The following is a 17,197-nucleotide window of genomic DNA, read 5'->3' as shown; positions in this document are numbered from 1 at the left end:
CCTGTGGATAACTCCGCGAAAAGCCCGGAAACACAGGCCGGATCTCCCATGAGAATAGATGTTCGATTTTGGTGTCAAGCGCACCACACCAGCACGGCACCGCGGCGGGCGCGTCCGGATGCGCCGGCCCGCCCGGCCGGTCGGCCCCCGCCACCGGCCGGTCAGCACCCCGGCCGGCACCGATCACACGGGAGACGCCGCCACCCTGGAGGAGCCGTGGCTCACCGCCTGCCCGGGGCCCCTCCCGAAGCGTCCCCGCCGTCGCGCGGGTCGTCCCGGCCCTCTCCGCTCCCGCCCCGGCGCCCGCCCTCCACGTCACCCGCGCCGGTGTCACCGCCCGCGTCCTCCGTGCCGCCTGTGCTGCCCGTGCCGCCCGTGCTGTCCGTGCCGCCCGTATCCAGGTGGGAGCCGCCGCCCTCGGACTCCTTGTAGTCCTTCAGAGGGGAGGCAGGCTGCTCGTCGTGGAGGGTGCGGCGGAAGCGCGCGACCATCCGGGCGCCCCGCCTGCGGCGACCCCCGCCGTGGACGCGGGGGTCGTCGGTGACCTCGTACCGCTTGACGTACGCGCCCAGGAACGCCTGCAGAGTCGCGGTCACCGGGATCGCGATCAGCGCGCCGACCACGCCCATGAGGGCCGTGCCGGCGACGACCGACCCGAAGGCGACGGCCGGATGGATGTCCACCGTCTTGGCGGTGATCCGGGGCTGCAGGAGGTAGTTCTCGAACTGCTGGTAGACCACGACGAATCCGAAGACCCACAGCGCGTACCAGGGGTTCACGGTGAACGCGATCAGGATGGGCAGCGCGCCCGCCAGATACGTGCCGATCGTCGGGATGAACTGCGAGACCAGACCGACCCACATGCCCAGCGCGGGGGCGTACGGCACCCCCAGGATCTCCAGCAGGACGTAGTGCGCGATGCCGGAGATGACGGCCATCAGGCCGCGCGAGTAGAGATATCCGCCGGTCTTGGCGACCGCGATCTCCCAGGCCCGCAGCACCTCCGTCTGCCGCCTCGGCGGGAGGACGGAGCACAGTGCGCGGCGCAGCCGGGGGCCGTCGGCGGCGAAGTAGAACGAGAACAGCGCCACGGTGAGGAGGTTGAACAGGCTCCCGAGGACGGTGGCGGAGACGGCGAGGACGTTGTTGGCGCTGTCCTGGACGTACTTGCGCAGCCAGTCGGACTTGAGGAGGTTGTTCTGCACCTCCAGCCGGGAGAGGTGGGTGTGGAAGGTGCTGTTGACCCACTTGATGACGGAGTCCAGATACTGCGGGAACTCCTCGACCATGGTGGCGATCTGGCCGGCCAGCATCGATCCGAGGAGGGTGAAGAACCCTGCCGCGGCGACGAGGGTGCCGAGGAAGACCACGCCGGTGGCCAGCCCGCGCCGCATGCCGCGGGCCGCCATCCAGTCGACGGCCGGTTCGACGGCGAGGGCGAGGAAGAACGCGATCAGGATGTTCAGCAGCAGCGTGATGAGCTGGTGGAATCCCCAGCTGGCGAGCTGGAAGCAGGCCACCAGGGCGAGCGCGAGCACCATGGCGCGCGGCAGCCAGCGCGGCATCCGCGCGTCGGCCCGGTCCTCGGGTCGTGGGTCGTCGTTGCTGGTGATCTCATCTGTCGCGGGCACGGAGCAAGTGTCGCGCACGGAACTGACAGTCCCGGCCGTGCCCCGCTCATCCATCAGCGATGCCCGCCTGCCGGGCGTCGTCACCCCGTCAGGTGGACCAGGCGGATGCCCCGCCGGGCCGCGGGGCGAAGGGGCCGGGCGCGCCGTGCGGGGCCGCGCTCAGCGCCTCTCGTACGGCACGTCCATCGCCGAGCAGACCACCCGCCACACCTCTTTGGCGCTCCACCCCGCGTCCAGCGCCTCATGGACGGTCCGGCCGCCGAGGTCGGACATCACATGGTCGCGCGCGAAGGAGTCGGCGTACGCCGCACCGAAGTGATCCGCCATCCGCTGCCAGAAAACCGTCAACCGCATGCCCTCCAGTATCCCGCCCTGGGAGGGCAGCCGTGCGCGAGCGGTGCCGGGCCGCGTTTTCCGCTCTACGGTCGGGCCATGGCCGACAACGCAAGTCCCCCTCCGTCCCCGCTGGCGCGTGCCGAGCGCTTCATCTGGCTGACCGCCCGGGTGCTCGAACAGCGGCTTTTCGCGTACCACTTCCTCGGCGGCGGCGCCGACCCGGTGGAGACCGCGCTCGCCGCGTACCGCAACGACGACGAGGGCTACGGCCACGCGCTGGAGCCGGATCTGCGCGGCCCGGTCAGCCAGCCACTGCACACCGCGCACGCCCTGAAGGTCCTGGACCGCATCGGGCGCTGCGACGGCCGCCAGGTGGAGCGGATCTGCCGCTATCTGACGCGGATCTCGACCCCGGAGGGCGCGCTGCCCGCGCTGCATCCGTCGTTGCGCGGCTATCCGGCCGCCCCGTGGATCCCGGTGGTCGACGATCCGCCGAGCGCGCTGCTGGCCACCGGCCCCGTGGTGGGTCTGCTGCACCGCAATGAGGCGTGGCACGCGTGGTTGTTCCGGGCCACGGATTACTGCTGGGCGGCCGTGGAATCGCTGACGCAGACCCATCCGTACGAGGTCGAGGCGGCGGTCACCTTCCTGGACAGCGCCCAGGACCGCCCGCGGGCGGCGGCAGCGGCACAGCGGCTGGGTGAGCTGGTGCGGGACCAGCGGCTGGTGCTGCTGGACCCGGAGCGGGCGGACGAGGTCCCGGTGGCGCCGGGGTACGGCCCGGGGGAGCACCATCTCGCGTACGACTTCGCGCGGGTGCCCGGTTCGCTGGCCCGCCGCTGGTTCACCGACGCGGAGATGGACCGGGCGCTCGGTCATCTCGCGTCGCTCCAGGAGGAGGACGGGGGCTGGCCGCTGAACTGGCGGGTATGGGCACCGGGGACGGCGCTGGAGTGCCGTCCGATGGTGACGCTGGAGGCGCTGCTGACCCTGCGGGCGTACGGGCGGCCGCTCGGCTGACGCCCGTGGCCCAGGGCCGTCTGCGCCGGTCGGGCGGCCGGGGCCGCGGCGCGCCGCCGCTCGGTCACCCGCCCAGGGCCCGTACCCCCGCGGTGACGACCACGGCGGCGCCGACGACCAGGAGGAAGGGTGCCCGCAGGACCAGCGCGACGGCCGCCGCGGCGACGCCCGCGGCCTTGGCGTCGAGCAGCAGGTGCTGCCCGTCGCTGAAGGTCTGCTGGGCGGTGAGCGCGGCCAGCAGGGCGACCGGGAGCAGCGCGGCCAGCCGTTTGACGAGCGGGCGCTCCAGGAGGCCCGCGGGCGCGGACAGGCCGAGGTACTTGACCAGGTAGCAGCCGACGGCGGTGGCACCGATCGCGATCCAGACGCTCATGACCGGTCCTCCCCGGTGGCGTGACGGTGGCCGTCCCCGGTGGCGGCGACGGCGTCGCCGGAGTGGGCGCGATCGTCGGCCTCCTGCGTCCCCGTGGCCCGTTCCCGTCGCCCCTGGACGAACAGGACGGCGGGCGCGGCGAGCGCGGCGAGCAGCACCGGCACACCGGTGGGCAGCACGGGCAGCGTGATCATGACCAGCAGCACCGCGAGCCCGGCCGCCGCCCGTTCGACGGTGGCCTTGAGCATCGGTGCGAGCAGCGCGAGGAAGACGGCGGGGCCGGCCGCGTCCAGGCCCCAGGCGTTGGTGTCGCCGAGCGCTTCGGCTCCCAAGGCGCCGCCCAGGGTGGTGAGGTTCCACAGGACGTACAGGCTCAGCCCGGTGACGGTGAAGCCCAGCCGGGCGGTGTGCCGGTCGGGCTGCGCCAGGGAGACCGCCGCGGTCTCGTCGATGACCCAGTGGGCGGCGAACGGTTTGGCCGAGGCCCGGTAGCCGAGGATCGAGGACAGCCGCAGCCCGTAGAAGGCGTTGCGGGCGCCCAGGAAAAAGGCCCCGGCGGCGGCGGTGAGCGGGTTGCCGCCCGCCGCGAGCGCGCCGACCAGCGCGAACTGTGAGGCCCCGGTGAAGACGAGGAGGCTCAGTGCGCAGGTCTGCAGCAGGCTGAGACCGGCGCCCGCCGAGGTCACGCCGAAGGCGAATCCGGAGAGGCCGACGGCGATGCCGACGCCCAGTGCGTCCCTGATGACGGCGGAGTCGCTCTTCGCCCGTTCCGACGGTGTTGCCGGTGCCCCTGCCGCTGACGGTGCCCCTGCCGCTGCCGCTGCGGCTGCCGGCGGAACCGCCTGTTCCGTAGTGCGTATCTCTGTCTGTTCTCCCACGCCCCGCAGACTAGGAGGCGGCCCCGCGCCGGTCTTGTACGTTCTTGCGCCGCTACCTTCCGGCGCCGTCCGCCGGGGGCGACGCGCGTTCCCTCCGGTAGGCGCCCGGCGGAACGCCCACGATGCGGGTGAAGTGGCGGTTCAGGTGCGGCTGGTCGGTGAAGCCGACGGCCAGTGCCGTCCCGGCGGGGGCGCCGCCCGCTTCCAGGAGCCTGCGGGCGCGGCGCACCCGGGCGTCGGTGAGCCAGGTGTGCGGCGGCATGCCGTACGCCTCCTTGAAGGCGCGCAGCAGCGCGAACGGGCCGGTGCCGAGCTCCTGGGCCAGCTTCTCCAGGGAGGGCGGGTCGGCCATCCGCTCCTCCAGGAGGGCCTTGGCGCGGGCGGCGGCGCGGGCGCCGGCCGTAGGGGGTGTACGGGTCGGGAGCGGTCCTCCGTAGCGGCTCAGCAGCCCGGCGACGGCGAGGCGCAGCAGGCTGTCCGCGGCGAGGGCGTTTCCGGCTTCGGCGGCACCGTGGATGCCGGTGATCATGCGGCCCAGATGCGGGTCCTCGGCGACGGTCCGGGTGAATCCGGCGGTGCCGCGCAGGGCGCTGGTCTCCTCGGCGATCCCGGCGACGAGGCGGGCCGACGGGTAGAGCGTGGAGTAGGCCCAGCCTTCCGGGGCGCCGGCCCGCGCGGTGTGCGGAACCTCCGGGTTGATCATGACGATGCCGCCGTGGCCGGCCCGTACGACGCCGTCGGGCAGTCCGATCTCCTCGATCCCGTCGGTGACCGCGCAGACGACGTAGCCGTCGTGGGCGTGCCGGGGGAAGGAGTGCCCGATGTAGCGGGCGCGCAGCAGGTCGAGCCCCGGCAGCTCGGCGTGGCGCCAGTGGCGTGCCCATTCGCCGCCCGCCCGCGGCGCGGCCGGGGTGCCGGCGCGGCCGTCTGCGGGCGTGCTGCCGCCGCTGCCCGTGACCATGCCTCCATTCTGCGCCCGCGCGACAGCCGTCGGCCGGTGCGTCCGCACCCTGGACGGCTGCCCGGGAGCAGGTCCGCGGCCCTGTCCCCGCCGCTTCGCCGCGGCGTTGTCAGTGGTCCGGTGCACGATGGGGGACATGGCCAAGGCAGCGCTCGACTCGTTCTCTCCCGCGACCCGCGGCTGGTTCGCCGGGGCGTTCAGCGCGCCCACCGCCGCGCAGGAGGGAGCCTGGCGGGCGATCGGTGAGGGGGCTGATGTCCTGGTCGTGGCGCCGACGGGTTCCGGCAAGACGCTGGCGGCGTTTCTCGCGTCGCTGGACGCCCTCGCGAGCAGTCCCCCGCCGGCGGAGCCGAAGAAGCGCTGCCGGGTGCTGTACGTATCGCCGCTGAAGGCCCTCGCGGTCGATGTGGAGCGCAATCTGCGCAGTCCGCTGACGGGCATCCGCCAGGAGTCGGTGCGGCTCGGGCTGCCCGAGCCGGACATCACCGTGGGCATCCGCTCGGGGGACACCCCGCCGGCCGAGCGCCGTTCGATGGCCAACCGCCCGCCGGACATCCTCATCACGACCCCCGAGTCGCTGTTCCTGATGCTGACGTCCTCGGCGCGGGAGGCGCTGGAGGGCGTCGAGACGGTCATCGTGGACGAGGTGCACGCCGTCGCCGGGACGAAGCGCGGCGCGCATCTGGCGCTGTCCCTGGAGCGGCTGGATGCCCTGCTCGACCGTCCGGTCCGCCGGATCGGTCTGTCGGCGACGGTGCGTCCGGTGGAGGAGGTCGCCCGCTATCTGTCGCCGCAGCGCCGGGTGGAGATCGTGCAGCCGCCGTCGGGGAAGCGTTTCGATCTCTCGGTGGTCGTCCCGGTGGAGGACATGGGCGAGCTGGGCGGCTCACCTGTCCAGGAGGGCGACACCGGCGAGAAGCCGTCGATCTGGCCGCAGGTCGAGGAGCGGATCGCCGATCTCGTCCAGGCCCATCGGTCCACGATCGTCTTCGCCAACTCCCGCCGCCTGGCGGAGCGGTTGTGCAACCGGCTCAACGAGATCGCCTACGAACGCGCGACAGGTGAGGCCCTGCCCGAGCACCACTCCCCCGCCGAGCTGATGGCTGAGGCGGGCGCGGCGAAGGGTGCGCCCGCGGTGCTGGCCCGCGCCCACCACGGCTCGGTCTCCAAGGAGCAGCGTGCCCAGGTGGAGGAGGACCTGAAGGCGGGCCGGCTGCCCGCCGTGGTGGCCACGTCCAGCCTGGAGCTGGGCATCGACATGGGCGCGGTCGATCTGGTCGTCCAGGTCGAGTCGCCGCCGTCGGTGGCGTCCGGGCTGCAACGGGTGGGCCGGGCCGGCCATCAAGTCGGCGCGGTGTCGACGGGCATCGTCTTCCCCAAGTACCGCGGCGATCTGGTGCAGGCCGCCGTGGTCACCGAGCGGATGCGGACCGGCGCCATCGAGGCGCTGCGGGTGCCGGCCAACCCGCTGGACGTGCTCGCCCAGCAGATCGTCGCGATGACCGCGATGGACAGCTGGGACGTCGAGGAGCTGCTGTCGGTGTGCCGCCGGGCGGCGCCGTTCGCCGCGCTCCCCGAGTCGGCGTTCACCGCGGTGCTGGACATGCTCGCCGGGCGCTATCCGTCGGACGCGTTCGCGGAGCTGCGGCCGCGCATCGTGTGGGACCGCGTCGCGCAGACCGTGACGGGCCGCCCCGGCGCCCAGCGGCTCGCCGTGACCTCCGGGGGCACGATCCCCGACCGCGGCCTGTTCGGGGTGTTCCTCGCGGGCGGCGACACCGGCAAGGGCGGCGGCGGCCGCCGGGTCGGAGAGCTCGACGAGGAGATGGTCTACGAATCCCGCGTCGGCGATGTCTTCACCCTGGGCACGACGTCCTGGCGCATCGAGGACATCACCCGCGACCGGGTGCTGGTCACCCCCGCCCCCGGGGTGCCCGGCCGGCTGCCGTTCTGGAAGGGCGACCAGCTCGGCCGGCCCCTCGAACTGGGCCGTGCGCTGGGCGCGTTCCTCCGTGAGGTCGGCGCGCTGGCGCCGGCGGACGCCCGCGCCCGGCTGTCCGCCGCCGGTCTCGACGACTGGGCGAGCGACAACGTGCTCAGCTATCTCGCCGAGCAGAAGCAGGCCTGCGGACACGTCCCGGACGACCGCACCATCGTCGTCGAACGGTTCCGCGACGAGCTGGGCGACTGGCGGGTGGTGATCCACTCCCCCTTCGGCGCGCAGGTGCACGCCCCCTGGGCACTGGCCCTCGGCGCCCGCCTGGCCGAGCGCTACGGCATGGACGCCCAGGTGATGCATGCCGACGACGGCATCGTGCTGCGGCTGCCCGACGCCGACCTGATGGGCCTCGACCTCCTCGACTCCGACACCGGCTTCGACCCGGCCACCGACCCCGGTCTCGCCGCCCGGGGCGCGGAGTACGACCCCGAGCAGTCCCCCGTCGGCGCCGCCGATGTCGCCTTCAACCACGGCGAGGTCGACCAGCTCGTCACGGACCAGGTGGGCGGCAGCGCGCTGTTCGCCTCCCGTTTCCGCGAGTGCGCCGCCCGCGCGCTGCTGCTGCCGCGGCGCAGCCCCGGAAAGCGCACCCCGCTGTGGCAGCAGCGTCAGCGCGCCGCCCAACTCCTCCAGGTGGCGAGCGAGTTCGGCTCGTTCCCCATCGTGCTGGAAGCCGTCCGCGAATGCCTCCAGGACGTCTTCGACGTACCCGGCCTGACGGAGCTGATGGGCGACATCGAAGCCCGCCGGGTCCGCCTGGTGGAGGTCACCACCCCCGAGCCGTCCCCGTTCGCCCGCTCGCTCCTGTTCGGCTATGTCGCCCAGTTCCTGTACGAGGGCGACTCCCCGCTGGCGGAGCGGCGCGCCGCCGCCCTCTCGCTGGATTCCCGGCTGCTCGCCGAACTGCTGGGCCAGGCCGAGCTGCGTGAGCTGCTGGACGCCGAGGTGCTGGCGGAGCTGGAGCGGGAGCTGCAGTGGCGTACGGACGACCGGCGGGCCAAGGACCCGGAGAGCGTGGCCGACCTGCTGCGGATGCTGGGGCCGCTGACCGGCGCCGAGCTGGCCGAGCGCGGCGCGGAGCCGTCGTGGGCCGGGGAGCTGGCCGCCGCCCGCCGCGCCATCACGGTCCGGATCGCGGGGAGGGACCACTGGGCCGCCGTCGAGGACGCCGGCCGGCTCCGGGACGCGCTCGGCACGGCGCTGCCCGTAGGCGTCCCCGAATCGTTCACCGAACCGGTCAAGGACCCGCTCGGCGATCTGCTCTCCCGTTACGCCCGCACCCACGGCCCGTTCACCTCCGAGCAGGCGGCCGCCCGCTTCGGTCTCGGCACGGCCGTCACGGACGGCGCGCTGCACCGCCTCGCCGCCGCCGGGCGGGTCGTCCAGGGCGAGTTCCATCCGGCCGGGATCGGCCAGGAGTGGTGCGACGCCCAGGTGTTGCGCAGACTGCGTCGCCGCTCGCTCGCCGCGCTCCGGGAGGAGCTGGAGCCGGTGCCGCCCGCCGCCCTGGCCGCTTTCCTCCCCCAGTGGCAGCACATCAGTGCCCCGCGTCCCGCCGGGCAGCCCTCCGGCGGCTCGCACGGCCTGCGCGGGATCGACGGCCTGGTCCGCGCCATCGAGCAGCTGCAGGGCGCGCCGGTCCCGGCCTCCGCCCTGGAAAAGCTCGTCCTGCCGTCCCGGGTCGCCGACTACACCCCGGCCCTGCTGGACGAACTCACCGCCACCGGCGAGGTGTTGTGGGCGGGCGCGGGTGCCCTCCCCGGCAAGGACGGCTGGCTCTCCCTCCATCTGGCCGACACCGCGCCGCTGCTGCTGCCGCCCCCGCTCCCCCTGGAACTCTCCGCGCTGCACGATTCCGTGCTGGCCGCGCTCGCCCCCGGCTACGGCCTGTTCTTCCGCCAGCTCGCCGACCAGGTCCGTGCCACGACCCACCCCGACGCCACCGATCCGCAACTCGCCGACGCCCTCTGGGAGCTGGCCTGGTCGGGCCGGCTCACCAACGACACCCTCGCCCCGCTGCGCGCCCTCCTCGGTTCGGGCCGTACGGCCGGCTCGACCGCGCACCGCGCCCGCCGCTCCGTCCCCCGCGGCAGGTACGGCTCGCTGACCGCGGCCGCCGGCCGCACGGGCCGCCCCACCGCGTCGCGTTCCGGCCCGCCGACGGTGGGCGGCCGCTGGTCGCTGCTGCCCGCCCTCGAAGCGGACGCCACCCACCGCGCCCATGCCCTGGCCCGCACCCTCCTGGACCGGCACGGCATCGTCACCCGCGGCGCGGTCGCCGCGGAGGGGGTCGAGGGCGGTTTCTCGGCGGCCTACCGCGTGCTGGCCGCCTTCGAGGAGTCCGGGCAGGCCCGCCGCGGCTATGTCGTCGAGGGGCTGGGCGCGGCGCAGTTCGCGATGGACGGCGCCGTCGACCGGCTGCGCGCGGTCAGCACCCAGCGCGAGCGCACCGCCGACGACGCCGCTCCCGAGGGCGGCGCGGTGGCGCCCCGCCGCGGCGGCCCCCAGCGCGCGGTGGTCCTCGCCGCGGCCGACCCCGCCAACGCCTACGGCGCCGCGCTGCCCTGGCCCGACCCACCCGAGGGCTCGACCCACAAACCCGGCCGCAAGGCAGGCTCGCTGGTCGTCCTCGTCGACGGCGAACTGGCGCTCTACATGGAACGGGGCGGCAAGACCCTGTTGCTCTGGCCGCTCACCCACGACCCGGCCGGACACCCCGGCGACGCCCGGGTGCAGCCCGCCGTGGCGGCGCTCATCGACGCCGCACGCGCCGGCGCCCTCGGCACCATCACCACCGAACGCATCAACGGCACCTCAGCCCTCACCTCCCCGTACGCCACCACCCTGGAGTCCGCCGGCTTCCACCCCACCCCACGGGGGATGCGGCTCCGCGGATAACCAGACCGATGACCAGGCCCGATGACCAGGAGGACGCCGAGGACGCCGAGGACGCCGAGGACGACAGCAGGGCGAGGCACCCGGCGCGAGCCCCCGCCGAACCGCCGGCCGGTGCCTCGGGACCGCCCCCGGGCATGATGGTCACATGCCCGAAGGTGACACCGTCTGGCGCGTGGCCAGGCGCCTCGACGACGCGCTGGCCGGCCATCTCCTGACCCGCTGCGACCTGCGCGTCCCCCGGCTCGCCACGGCCGACCTGACCGGCCGCACGGTGCTCGGCGTACTCCCCCGCGGCAAACACCTGCTCACCCGCTTCGAGGGCGGACTCACCCTCCACTCCCATCTCCGCATGGACGGCGCCTGGAAGATCTACGCCCCGGCCGAACGCTGGCGCGGCGGCCCGGCCCACCAGATCCGGGCGATCCTCGGCACCGCCGACCACACCGCCGTCGGCTACCGCCTGCCCGTGCTCGACCTGCTGCGCACCGCCGACGAATCGCGCGTCGTCGGCCACCTGGGCCCCGACCTCCTCGGCCCCGACTGGGACCCCGCCGAGGCGCTGCGCCGGCTGCTCGCCGACCCCGGGTGCCCCCTCGGGGAGGCCCTGCTCGACCAGCGCAATCTCGCCGGTATCGGCAATGTCTACAAGTCCGAACTCTGCTTCCTGCTGCGCGCCTCACCGTGGCTGCCCATCGCCCGGCTCCCGGCCCCCGAACGCGTCCCGGCCCTCGCCCACAAACTCCTCGACGCCAACAAGCACCGCCCCGCGCGCATCACCACCCCCAGCGCCCGCCCCGACCGCCGCCTCTGGGTCTACGGCCGTGCCGGGCGCCCCTGCCCACGCTGCGGCACGACCGTCCGCACGGCCGATCAGGGCCCCGCCGCCGAGGAACGCGTCACCTACTGGTGCCCCACCTGCCAGCCCGCCCCACCGGACGCACCCCTCCGCCCACCCTCCGGTCCGCAGGGCCCCCAGGACCGCCCACCGAAGACCCATTGACGGTCCGTCAGATCCCTCCCTACCCTCGCCCCATGCCCCTCACCGCGTACGACCTCACCGGCCGCACCGCGATCGTCACCGGCGCGGCGAGCGGTATCGGCCGCGCCACCGCCGTACTCCTCGCCGAGGCCGGTGCCACCGTGCACTGCGCCGATCTCGACGACAGGGGCGCCGGCGCGACCGCCGCCGCCATCACCGCCTCCGGCGGCTCCGCCCACCCGCATGCGCTCGACGTCACCCGGCGCGAGCAGGTCGCCGCCCTGGTGGACGAGGCCCGGCGGCGCAGCGGCCGGCTCGACGTGATGGCCAACATCGCCGGGATCATGCACTCCTCGGCCGTTCTGGAGACGGCGGACGCCGATCTCGACCGGGTCTGGAACACCAACTTCAAGGGCGTGCTGTACGGCTGCCAGGAGGCCGCCCGGGTCATGATCGCCACCGGCATACGGGGCAGCATCGTCACCATGTCGTCCGGCGCCATCGACACCGGTGCGCCCGGCCTGCTCTGCTACGGAGCCGCCAAGGCCGCCGTGGTCCAGCTCACCAAGACGCTGGCCACCGAGGTCGGCAGGCACGGTATCCGGGTCAACGCGGTCGCCCCGGGCTGGGTGCGGACGGCGATGACCGACCGCCACACCGACGAGGGCAGGCAGCAGGCGGAGCGCCCCATGGTCCGGATGTCCCCCCTGGGCCGGGTCGGCGAGGCCGAGGACATCGCGCACGCCGTGCTGCATCTGGCCTCGGACGCCTCGTCCTTCACGACCGGCCAGATCCTCCGCCCGAACGGCGGCGTCGCCATGCCGTGGTGAGCGCCGCCCAGCTCGGCGGCCTCGCGCGCCTGCGCTCGCCCCTGGCCCGCCACGGGACGCAGTGCACCGGCAGCAGGCTCAGCCCCCAGCCGCCCACCACCACGGTCCCCTCGATCACCCCCGCCGACTGCGGCCACAGCGCCAGCCGGAGCGCCGCCCACCACCACAGCGCCCCCAGGAGGGCCATGGCTATCCAGCGGCTGCGGCGGCCCGGTATGCCCCGGGTGCGCGGCCCGGCCGTCCCGGACACCGATATGCCCCCGCCCACCCCACGGGCCTCGATGCCGCGCCACCCCATGACTGCCTCCTCCGGCCGACGCTAGGCGGGCCCGCCGACCGGCGGGAGAGCGCACCGGGGCATTCCCGGCGCGTACGGGGCGTTGGCACGCCCACCCGGATCCGGCGCACCAAAGGCGGACGGGTCACATCCCGCCGTCCGTCGGCGACGCCCTCGGTTGCCGGTCAGTGGGACTCGGCCTGGAACATCCAGTGGTGCTTCTCCAGCTCGGCGGTCAGGCCGATGAGGATGTCCTGGCTGACCGGGTCGGGGTCGGCGGTCGCGGTGATGCGCTCGCGCATCCGGCCGATGACCGCGCTCAGGGCCTCCACCAGGGCGCGAACGGCGTCGCCGTCCTTGATCCAGCCGTCCGTGACCTCGCTGATCCCGCTGGTCTTGGCGACGGTGACGGCCCGGCCGTCGGGCGAGACGCTGATCGCCGAGGCCCGCTCGGCGACCGTGTCCGCGTGCTGCCGTGCGGTGACGACGACGTCGTCGAGCTGGAGGTGGACGGAGCGGAAGCGCGGCCCGACCACGTTCCAGTGCACCTGCTTCGCCACCAGCGAGAGGTCCACGAGGTCGACCAGGGCGCCCTGCAACGCGTTCCCCACGAGGGTGCGATCCTCATCGGAAAGTGTGCTCTTGACCACAGACATCCAGTTACTCCTGTTCAAGGCAGTACTTCCGGAATACTCCGTTTCGCCCATCGTACAAACGATGCAGCTCCACGGTCAGGTCAAGCGGTCCAGCCGGGCACCACCCCCGCTGCCGCACCGCGGGCGGGCAGCACGAAGCCCCGGCCGACTGCGGTCGGCCGGGGCTCGGCGTACGTATGGGCGGGGGTGTCAGGCCGCGACGACGTCCACGACGTCTGCCGGGGACTTGATGGTCACGCGATCCTCCGGCACACCGGCCAGAGACGCGACGGACACCGAATTGAGCTTCGGCCGCACCGGCGCGGGCACCGGGTCGCTCGCGGCCGCGGACTGTGCCAGCTCGGCGAGTGCCAGCTCATCGCTGACCTCTCGCATGAGCTCTGACATGCGCACGTCCAGCGCGTCACAGATCGACGAGAGCAGCTCGGAGGAAGCCTCCTTCTGCCCCCTCTCGACCTCGGACAAATAGCCGAGCGATACCCGGGCGGAGGAAGAGACCTCGCGCAGGGTTCGGCCCTGGCGCTGACGCTGTCGGCGCAGCACGTCACCCAGCAGGCGACGAAGCAGAATCATCGCTGGCTCCCTCCTCGGACCTCGGATCCGGATCCTTCTCGCCCCACCGTACCGCCTCGGGCGGTAGCCGTGCCGGGCGCAAGTTCGTGTTCACTCAGGGCTGCAAACATCCATTCCCCCCGTGTTGTTCCGTATCCTGTGCACGCGCATTTTCTGCTAGTTCGCTCAACAACAGGACGAGCACGGCCTGGACACTGTTACGGCGGATCCGGTCACGATCACCTTCCAGCACCAGCCGCAGCGCCTCTCCGGCGCCGTCCGGCCCCTCGACCGCGACGAAGACGGTGCCCACCGGCTGCCCGTCCTGAGGGTCGGGCCCGGCCACCCCGGTGGTGGCGATACCCCAGTCGGCGCCCAGCTCCCGCCGCACACCGGACGCCATCTGCCGCGCGACCTCACCGTCCACGGCCCCGCGCTCGGCCAGGAGCGCGCCATCCACACCCAGAATGTCCCGCTTGAGGTCGGTTGCGTACGCCGTCACCGACCCGCGAAGGACCCGCGAGGCCCCCGGGACGGCGGTCAGCTCGCCGGCGACCAGGCCGCCGGTGAGGGATTCGGCGACCGCCAGGCTCTGCCCGCGCACCGCGAGCAGCTCCAGCGCCGCGGCCGCCGCAGAACCCGGCGCGTTCACCGGACGGCTTCCCGCTCGGTCCGCTCCTTGGCGAGGCCCGCCCGGCGCAGCACCACGGCCTGCCGGACGTAGTCGAATCCGGTGGCGACGGTCAGCAGCACGGCCACCGCCATGACCCACCAGCGGAACGTCGCCAGCGGCCCGGTCAGCACCAGGACATACATCCCCACGGCGGTGCCCTGCGCCAATGTCTTGATCTTGCCGCCACGACTGGCCGGAATCACACCGTGTTTGATCACCCAGAACCGCATCAGCGTGATGCCCAGTTCCCGGAAGAGGATCAGACCGGTCACCCACCAGGGCAGGTCGCCCAGCACCGACAGGCAGATCAGCGCCGCACCCATGATCGCCTTGTCCGCGATCGGGTCGGCGATCTTGCCGAAGTCCGTGACCAGGTTGTACGCGCGCGCCAGATGTCCGTCGAAGACGTCGGTGATCATGGCGACGGCGAAGGCCGCCCAGGCGAAAGCGCGCCAGGCCGGGTCGGAGCCGTTGTCGTGCATCAGCAGCAGCACGAAGGCCGGGACCAGGACCAGCCGCAGCATCGTCAGGACGTTGGCGATGTTCCACAGCCCGGCCTGCCGCGCGGCCGGAGCCGTGCGCGGCCCGCCCGCCGCGGAAGCCGAGGCTCCGGTCATCTGCCCGCCTCCTCGGTACACGCCGCGCCGTCCACCGACAGCACCTCGGCCACGAGATCCACGCCCTCGCTCGCCACGACCTTTGCTTCGACCATACGACCGGGGGCCAAGTCCTGGTCGGTCGACAGCAGCGTGACGCCGTCGGTCTCCGGCGCCTGGTGCGCGGCCCGCCCGACCACACCGTCCTCGTCGTCGGTCCGGTCGACCAGCACCCGCAGGCTCTCGCCGACCCGCTCCTCGGCGCGCTGCGCGGTCAGCTCCTCGGCCAGCCGGGACACCCGCGCGAGCCGTTCGGCGACCTCGTCCGGGTCGACCTTGTGCTCGTAGGAGGCCGCTTCGGTGCCGTCCTCGTCGGAGTAGCCGAAGACGCCGATGGCATCGAGCCGGGCCTCGGTGAGGAAGCGCTCCAGCTCCTCAAGGTCCCGCTCGCTCTCGCCCGGGAAGCCGACGATGAAGTTCGAGCGGGCACCGGCCTGGGGCGCCTTCGTACGGATCTGCGCCAGCAGGTCCAGGAAGCTGTCGGTGTCGCCGAAGCGGCGCATCGCGCGCAGCACGCCGGGCGCCGAATGCTGGAAGGACAGGTCGAAGTACGGCGCCACCTTGTCGGTGCCGGTCAGGACGTCGATCAGCCCAGGGCGCATCTCGGCGGGCTGCAGATAGCTGACCCGGATCCGCTCGATGCCGTCGACGTCCGCCAGCTCCGGCAGCATGGTCTCCAGCAGCCGGATGTCGCCGAGGTCCTTGCCGTAGGACGTGTTGTTCTCGGAGACCAGCATGATCTCCTTGACGCCCTGCTCGGCCAGCCAGCGGGTCTCACCGAGCACGTCGGACGGCCGGCGGGAGATGAAGGAGCCGCGGAAGGACGGGATGGCGCAGAACGAGCAGCGCCGGTCGCAGCCGGAGGCGAGCTTGACCGAGGCCACCGGATTGCTGCCGAGTCTGCGGCGCAGCGGCGCCCGCGGCCCGGAGGCGGGCGCAACGCCCTCGGGGAGGTCGGCCGGCGGGGTGTCCTGGGCGTGGCCCGGCAGCGCCACGTCGGCGCCCTGGCGCTCGGCCGGGCTGATCGGCAGCAGCTTGCGGCGGTCGCGCGGGGTGTGGGAGGCGTGGATGCCGCCATTGAGGATGGTCTGCAGGCGGTCGGAGATATCGCTGTAGTCGTCGAAGCCGAGCACGCCGTCGGCCTCGGGGAGCGCGGTGGCGAGCTCCTTGCCGTAGCGCTCGGCCATGCAGCCGACGGCCACGACGGCCTGGGTCTTGCCGTGATCCTTCAGATCATTGGCTTCGAGCAGGGCATCGACGGAGTCCTTCTTGGCGGCTTCGACGAATCCACAGGTGTTGACGACGGCCACATCGGCATCGGCGGCTTCCTCGACGAGCTCCCAGCCGTCCGCTGCCAAGCGGCCTGCGAGCTCCTCCGAGTCCACCTCGTTACGGGCGCAGCCAAGAGTGACAAGGGCGACGGTACGGCGTTCGGGCATGGGGCTCAGCCTACTTCGTCCCGGCCGGACCCTTGGCGCGCAGGTCTCCGCCGCCGGTCCCGGGCGCCCCGGGCCGGGCGGCGGACGCGCCTGGCGCCCGGTCTCAGCCCGCCTGGGGATCTCCGGGTGTGTAGCTGAGCCGCTCCACGGAACCCTCGTCGCCGACCTGCTTGACCTCCTTGCCGTTGACGTACAGCTGTACGGCGCCGGCGTTGCCGAGGACCAGGTCGATGCGTTCCTTGTCGGTGAAGGTCTTGGACTCGCCCTGCTTGAGCAGGCCGTCCTGGAGGAGCTTGCCGTTGGAGTCCTTGGCGGAGACCCAGCTCTGGCCGTCCCGGGCGGTCACCTTGATCGTGACCTTGTCCTTGGGCAGCCCGGCGATGGCGCTGTCGGAGGGATCGGGGGCCGGGGGCCGGGTGGTCGTCGGCGTCTTGGTGGGCGCCTTGCCGGGCTTGTGGACGTTGGCGGTGTCACCGGCCGTGACCGGAGCGCCGCCCTTGCTGCCGTCGCTGAAGAGCGTGAAGCCCGCGAAGCCGACGACGGCGACGATCGCCGCGACCATCGCCGCGGTCCAGTTGGGGCGGCGCGGCTCGGAACGGATCCGCTCCGCTTCGAAGAGCGGCGCCGCGGGGGTCGGGGCCGGCCGGCCGCCGTGTTCGGCGTCGTACCGTGCGATCAGGGGTTCGGGGTCGAGGTTCACGGCGCGGGCGAGCGTGCGGATGTGTCCCCGGGCGTAGACGTCGCCGCCACAGCGCGAGAAATCTTCCTGCTCGATCGCGTGCACGATGGGGATGCGCACCCGTGTCGAGGAACTGACCTCTTCGACGGTCAGTCCTGCGTCGATACGGGCCTGCTGGAGGGCACGACCGACGGAAGGCCGGTCGTCTTCGGGGGAGTTGCCGATGGACACGGGGGCGCCTTTCGAGCGTGTAGCCACCTGCTGGAGGTTCAGTCTAGGGGTGGGGCGAAAGGGTCGGGCAAGCGGAAGAGCGGGCTTTGTACGCCATCGGAACGCCCGCGGACCAAGCCGCCGGGACCG

Annotated in this window: 16 protein-coding genes; 4 read left to right on the top strand and 12 right to left on the bottom strand. The window is 73.2% G+C overall.

The window, feature by feature from the left end; translation table 11 throughout:
• Window positions 1-221 precede the first annotated feature (221 nt).
• A complete protein-coding gene (locus ACIRQ7_RS20015; protein ID WP_404264573.1) occupies window positions 222-1,565 on the bottom strand; it encodes an AI-2E family transporter in 1,344 nt (447 codons plus the stop codon).
• Between the two features lie 225 nt (window positions 1,566-1,790).
• Complete coding sequence (locus tag ACIRQ7_RS20010; protein WP_404263975.1) at window positions 1,791-1,985, bottom strand: DUF3046 domain-containing protein; 195 nt, start codon at window positions 1,983-1,985, stop codon at window positions 1,791-1,793.
• A 78-nt stretch (window positions 1,986-2,063) separates the two neighbouring features.
• Between ACIRQ7_RS20010 and ACIRQ7_RS20005 the strand changes: the two genes are divergently transcribed.
• Window positions 2,064-2,987 carry a hypothetical protein gene (locus ACIRQ7_RS20005; protein ID WP_404263973.1) on the top strand — a complete coding sequence of 308 codons (924 nt, stop codon included), beginning with the start codon at window positions 2,064-2,066 and terminating at the stop codon, window positions 2,985-2,987.
• A 64-nt stretch (window positions 2,988-3,051) separates the two neighbouring features.
• Here the strand turns inward: ACIRQ7_RS20005 and ACIRQ7_RS20000 are convergent, their stop codons facing one another.
• The 3 genes from ACIRQ7_RS20000 to ACIRQ7_RS19990 all read right to left on the bottom strand — a co-directional run bounded on the left by ACIRQ7_RS20000 (window position 3,052) and on the right by ACIRQ7_RS19990 (window position 5,199).
• Complete coding sequence (locus ACIRQ7_RS20000; protein ID WP_404263971.1) at window positions 3,052-3,360, bottom strand: AzlD domain-containing protein; 309 nt, start codon at window positions 3,358-3,360, stop codon at window positions 3,052-3,054.
• Entirely contained in the window at window positions 3,357-4,103 is a 747-nt protein-coding gene (locus ACIRQ7_RS19995) for an AzlC family ABC transporter permease (RefSeq protein ID WP_404264572.1), read from the bottom strand. The genes ACIRQ7_RS20000 and ACIRQ7_RS19995 overlap by 4 nt, the downstream gene beginning before the upstream one ends.
• A 187-nt stretch (window positions 4,104-4,290) precedes the next feature.
• Window positions 4,291-5,199: an AraC family transcriptional regulator gene (locus tag ACIRQ7_RS19990; protein WP_404263969.1), complete on the bottom strand. Its 909-nt coding sequence runs from the start codon at window positions 5,197-5,199 to the stop codon at window positions 4,291-4,293.
• A 136-nt stretch (window positions 5,200-5,335) separates the two neighbouring features.
• On the opposite strand from ACIRQ7_RS19990, the gene ACIRQ7_RS19985 reads away from it, so the two are divergent.
• The 3 genes from ACIRQ7_RS19985 to ACIRQ7_RS19975 all read left to right on the top strand — a co-directional run bounded on the left by ACIRQ7_RS19985 (window position 5,336) and on the right by ACIRQ7_RS19975 (window position 11,905).
• Window positions 5,336-10,096 (top strand): DEAD/DEAH box helicase, encoded by a 4,761-nt coding sequence (locus ACIRQ7_RS19985; RefSeq protein ID WP_404263967.1) that lies wholly within the window; start codon window positions 5,336-5,338, stop codon window positions 10,094-10,096.
• Between the two features lie 145 nt (window positions 10,097-10,241).
• Entirely contained in the window at window positions 10,242-11,096 is an 855-nt protein-coding gene (locus ACIRQ7_RS19980) for an Fpg/Nei family DNA glycosylase (RefSeq protein WP_404263965.1), read from the top strand.
• Between the two features lie 32 nt (window positions 11,097-11,128).
• Window positions 11,129-11,905 carry an SDR family NAD(P)-dependent oxidoreductase gene (locus tag ACIRQ7_RS19975; RefSeq protein ID WP_404263963.1) on the top strand — a complete coding sequence of 259 codons (777 nt, stop codon included), beginning with the start codon at window positions 11,129-11,131 and terminating at the stop codon, window positions 11,903-11,905.
• On the opposite strand, the gene ACIRQ7_RS19970 is transcribed toward ACIRQ7_RS19975, so the two are convergent.
• The 7 genes from ACIRQ7_RS19970 to ACIRQ7_RS19940 all read right to left on the bottom strand — a co-directional run bounded on the left by ACIRQ7_RS19970 (window position 11,853) and on the right by ACIRQ7_RS19940 (window position 17,068).
• On the bottom strand, window positions 11,853-12,203 hold the full coding sequence (locus tag ACIRQ7_RS19970) for a hypothetical protein (protein ID WP_404263961.1): 351 nt from the start codon (window positions 12,201-12,203) through the stop codon (window positions 11,853-11,855). The genes ACIRQ7_RS19975 and ACIRQ7_RS19970 overlap by 53 nt on opposite strands.
• 164 nt (window positions 12,204-12,367) lie before the next feature.
• Window positions 12,368-12,838: a Dps family protein gene (locus tag ACIRQ7_RS19965; protein ID WP_404263959.1), complete on the bottom strand. Its 471-nt coding sequence runs from the start codon at window positions 12,836-12,838 to the stop codon at window positions 12,368-12,370.
• Window positions 12,839-13,027: 189 nt separating this feature from the next.
• Window positions 13,028-13,411: a helix-turn-helix domain-containing protein gene (locus ACIRQ7_RS19960; protein WP_401480104.1), complete on the bottom strand. Its 384-nt coding sequence runs from the start codon at window positions 13,409-13,411 to the stop codon at window positions 13,028-13,030.
• A 94-nt stretch (window positions 13,412-13,505) separates the two neighbouring features.
• Complete coding sequence (locus ACIRQ7_RS19955; protein ID WP_401480101.1) at window positions 13,506-14,042, bottom strand: CinA family protein; 537 nt, start codon at window positions 14,040-14,042, stop codon at window positions 13,506-13,508.
• Window positions 14,039-14,680, bottom strand: coding sequence for a CDP-diacylglycerol--glycerol-3-phosphate 3-phosphatidyltransferase (gene pgsA, locus ACIRQ7_RS19950; RefSeq protein WP_401480098.1), 642 nt, complete (start codon window positions 14,678-14,680; stop codon window positions 14,039-14,041). The genes ACIRQ7_RS19955 and pgsA overlap by 4 nt, the downstream gene beginning before the upstream one ends.
• Window positions 14,677-16,158, bottom strand: a complete 1,482-nt coding sequence (gene rimO / locus ACIRQ7_RS19945) for a 30S ribosomal protein S12 methylthiotransferase RimO (RefSeq protein ID WP_404263957.1) — start codon at window positions 16,156-16,158, stop codon at window positions 14,677-14,679. The genes pgsA and rimO overlap by 4 nt, the downstream gene beginning before the upstream one ends.
• A 103-nt stretch (window positions 16,159-16,261) precedes the next feature.
• Window positions 16,262-17,068, bottom strand: coding sequence for a helix-turn-helix domain-containing protein (locus ACIRQ7_RS19940; protein ID WP_401480182.1), 807 nt, complete (start codon window positions 17,066-17,068; stop codon window positions 16,262-16,264).
• Between the last annotated feature and the right edge of the window lie 129 nt (window positions 17,069-17,197).

This window comes from Streptomyces sp. NPDC101393 (assembly GCF_044767385.1).
GTDB lineage: Bacteria > Actinomycetota > Actinomycetes > Streptomycetales > Streptomycetaceae > Streptomyces.
This window is presented reverse-complemented; position numbering and strand designations above follow the sequence as displayed.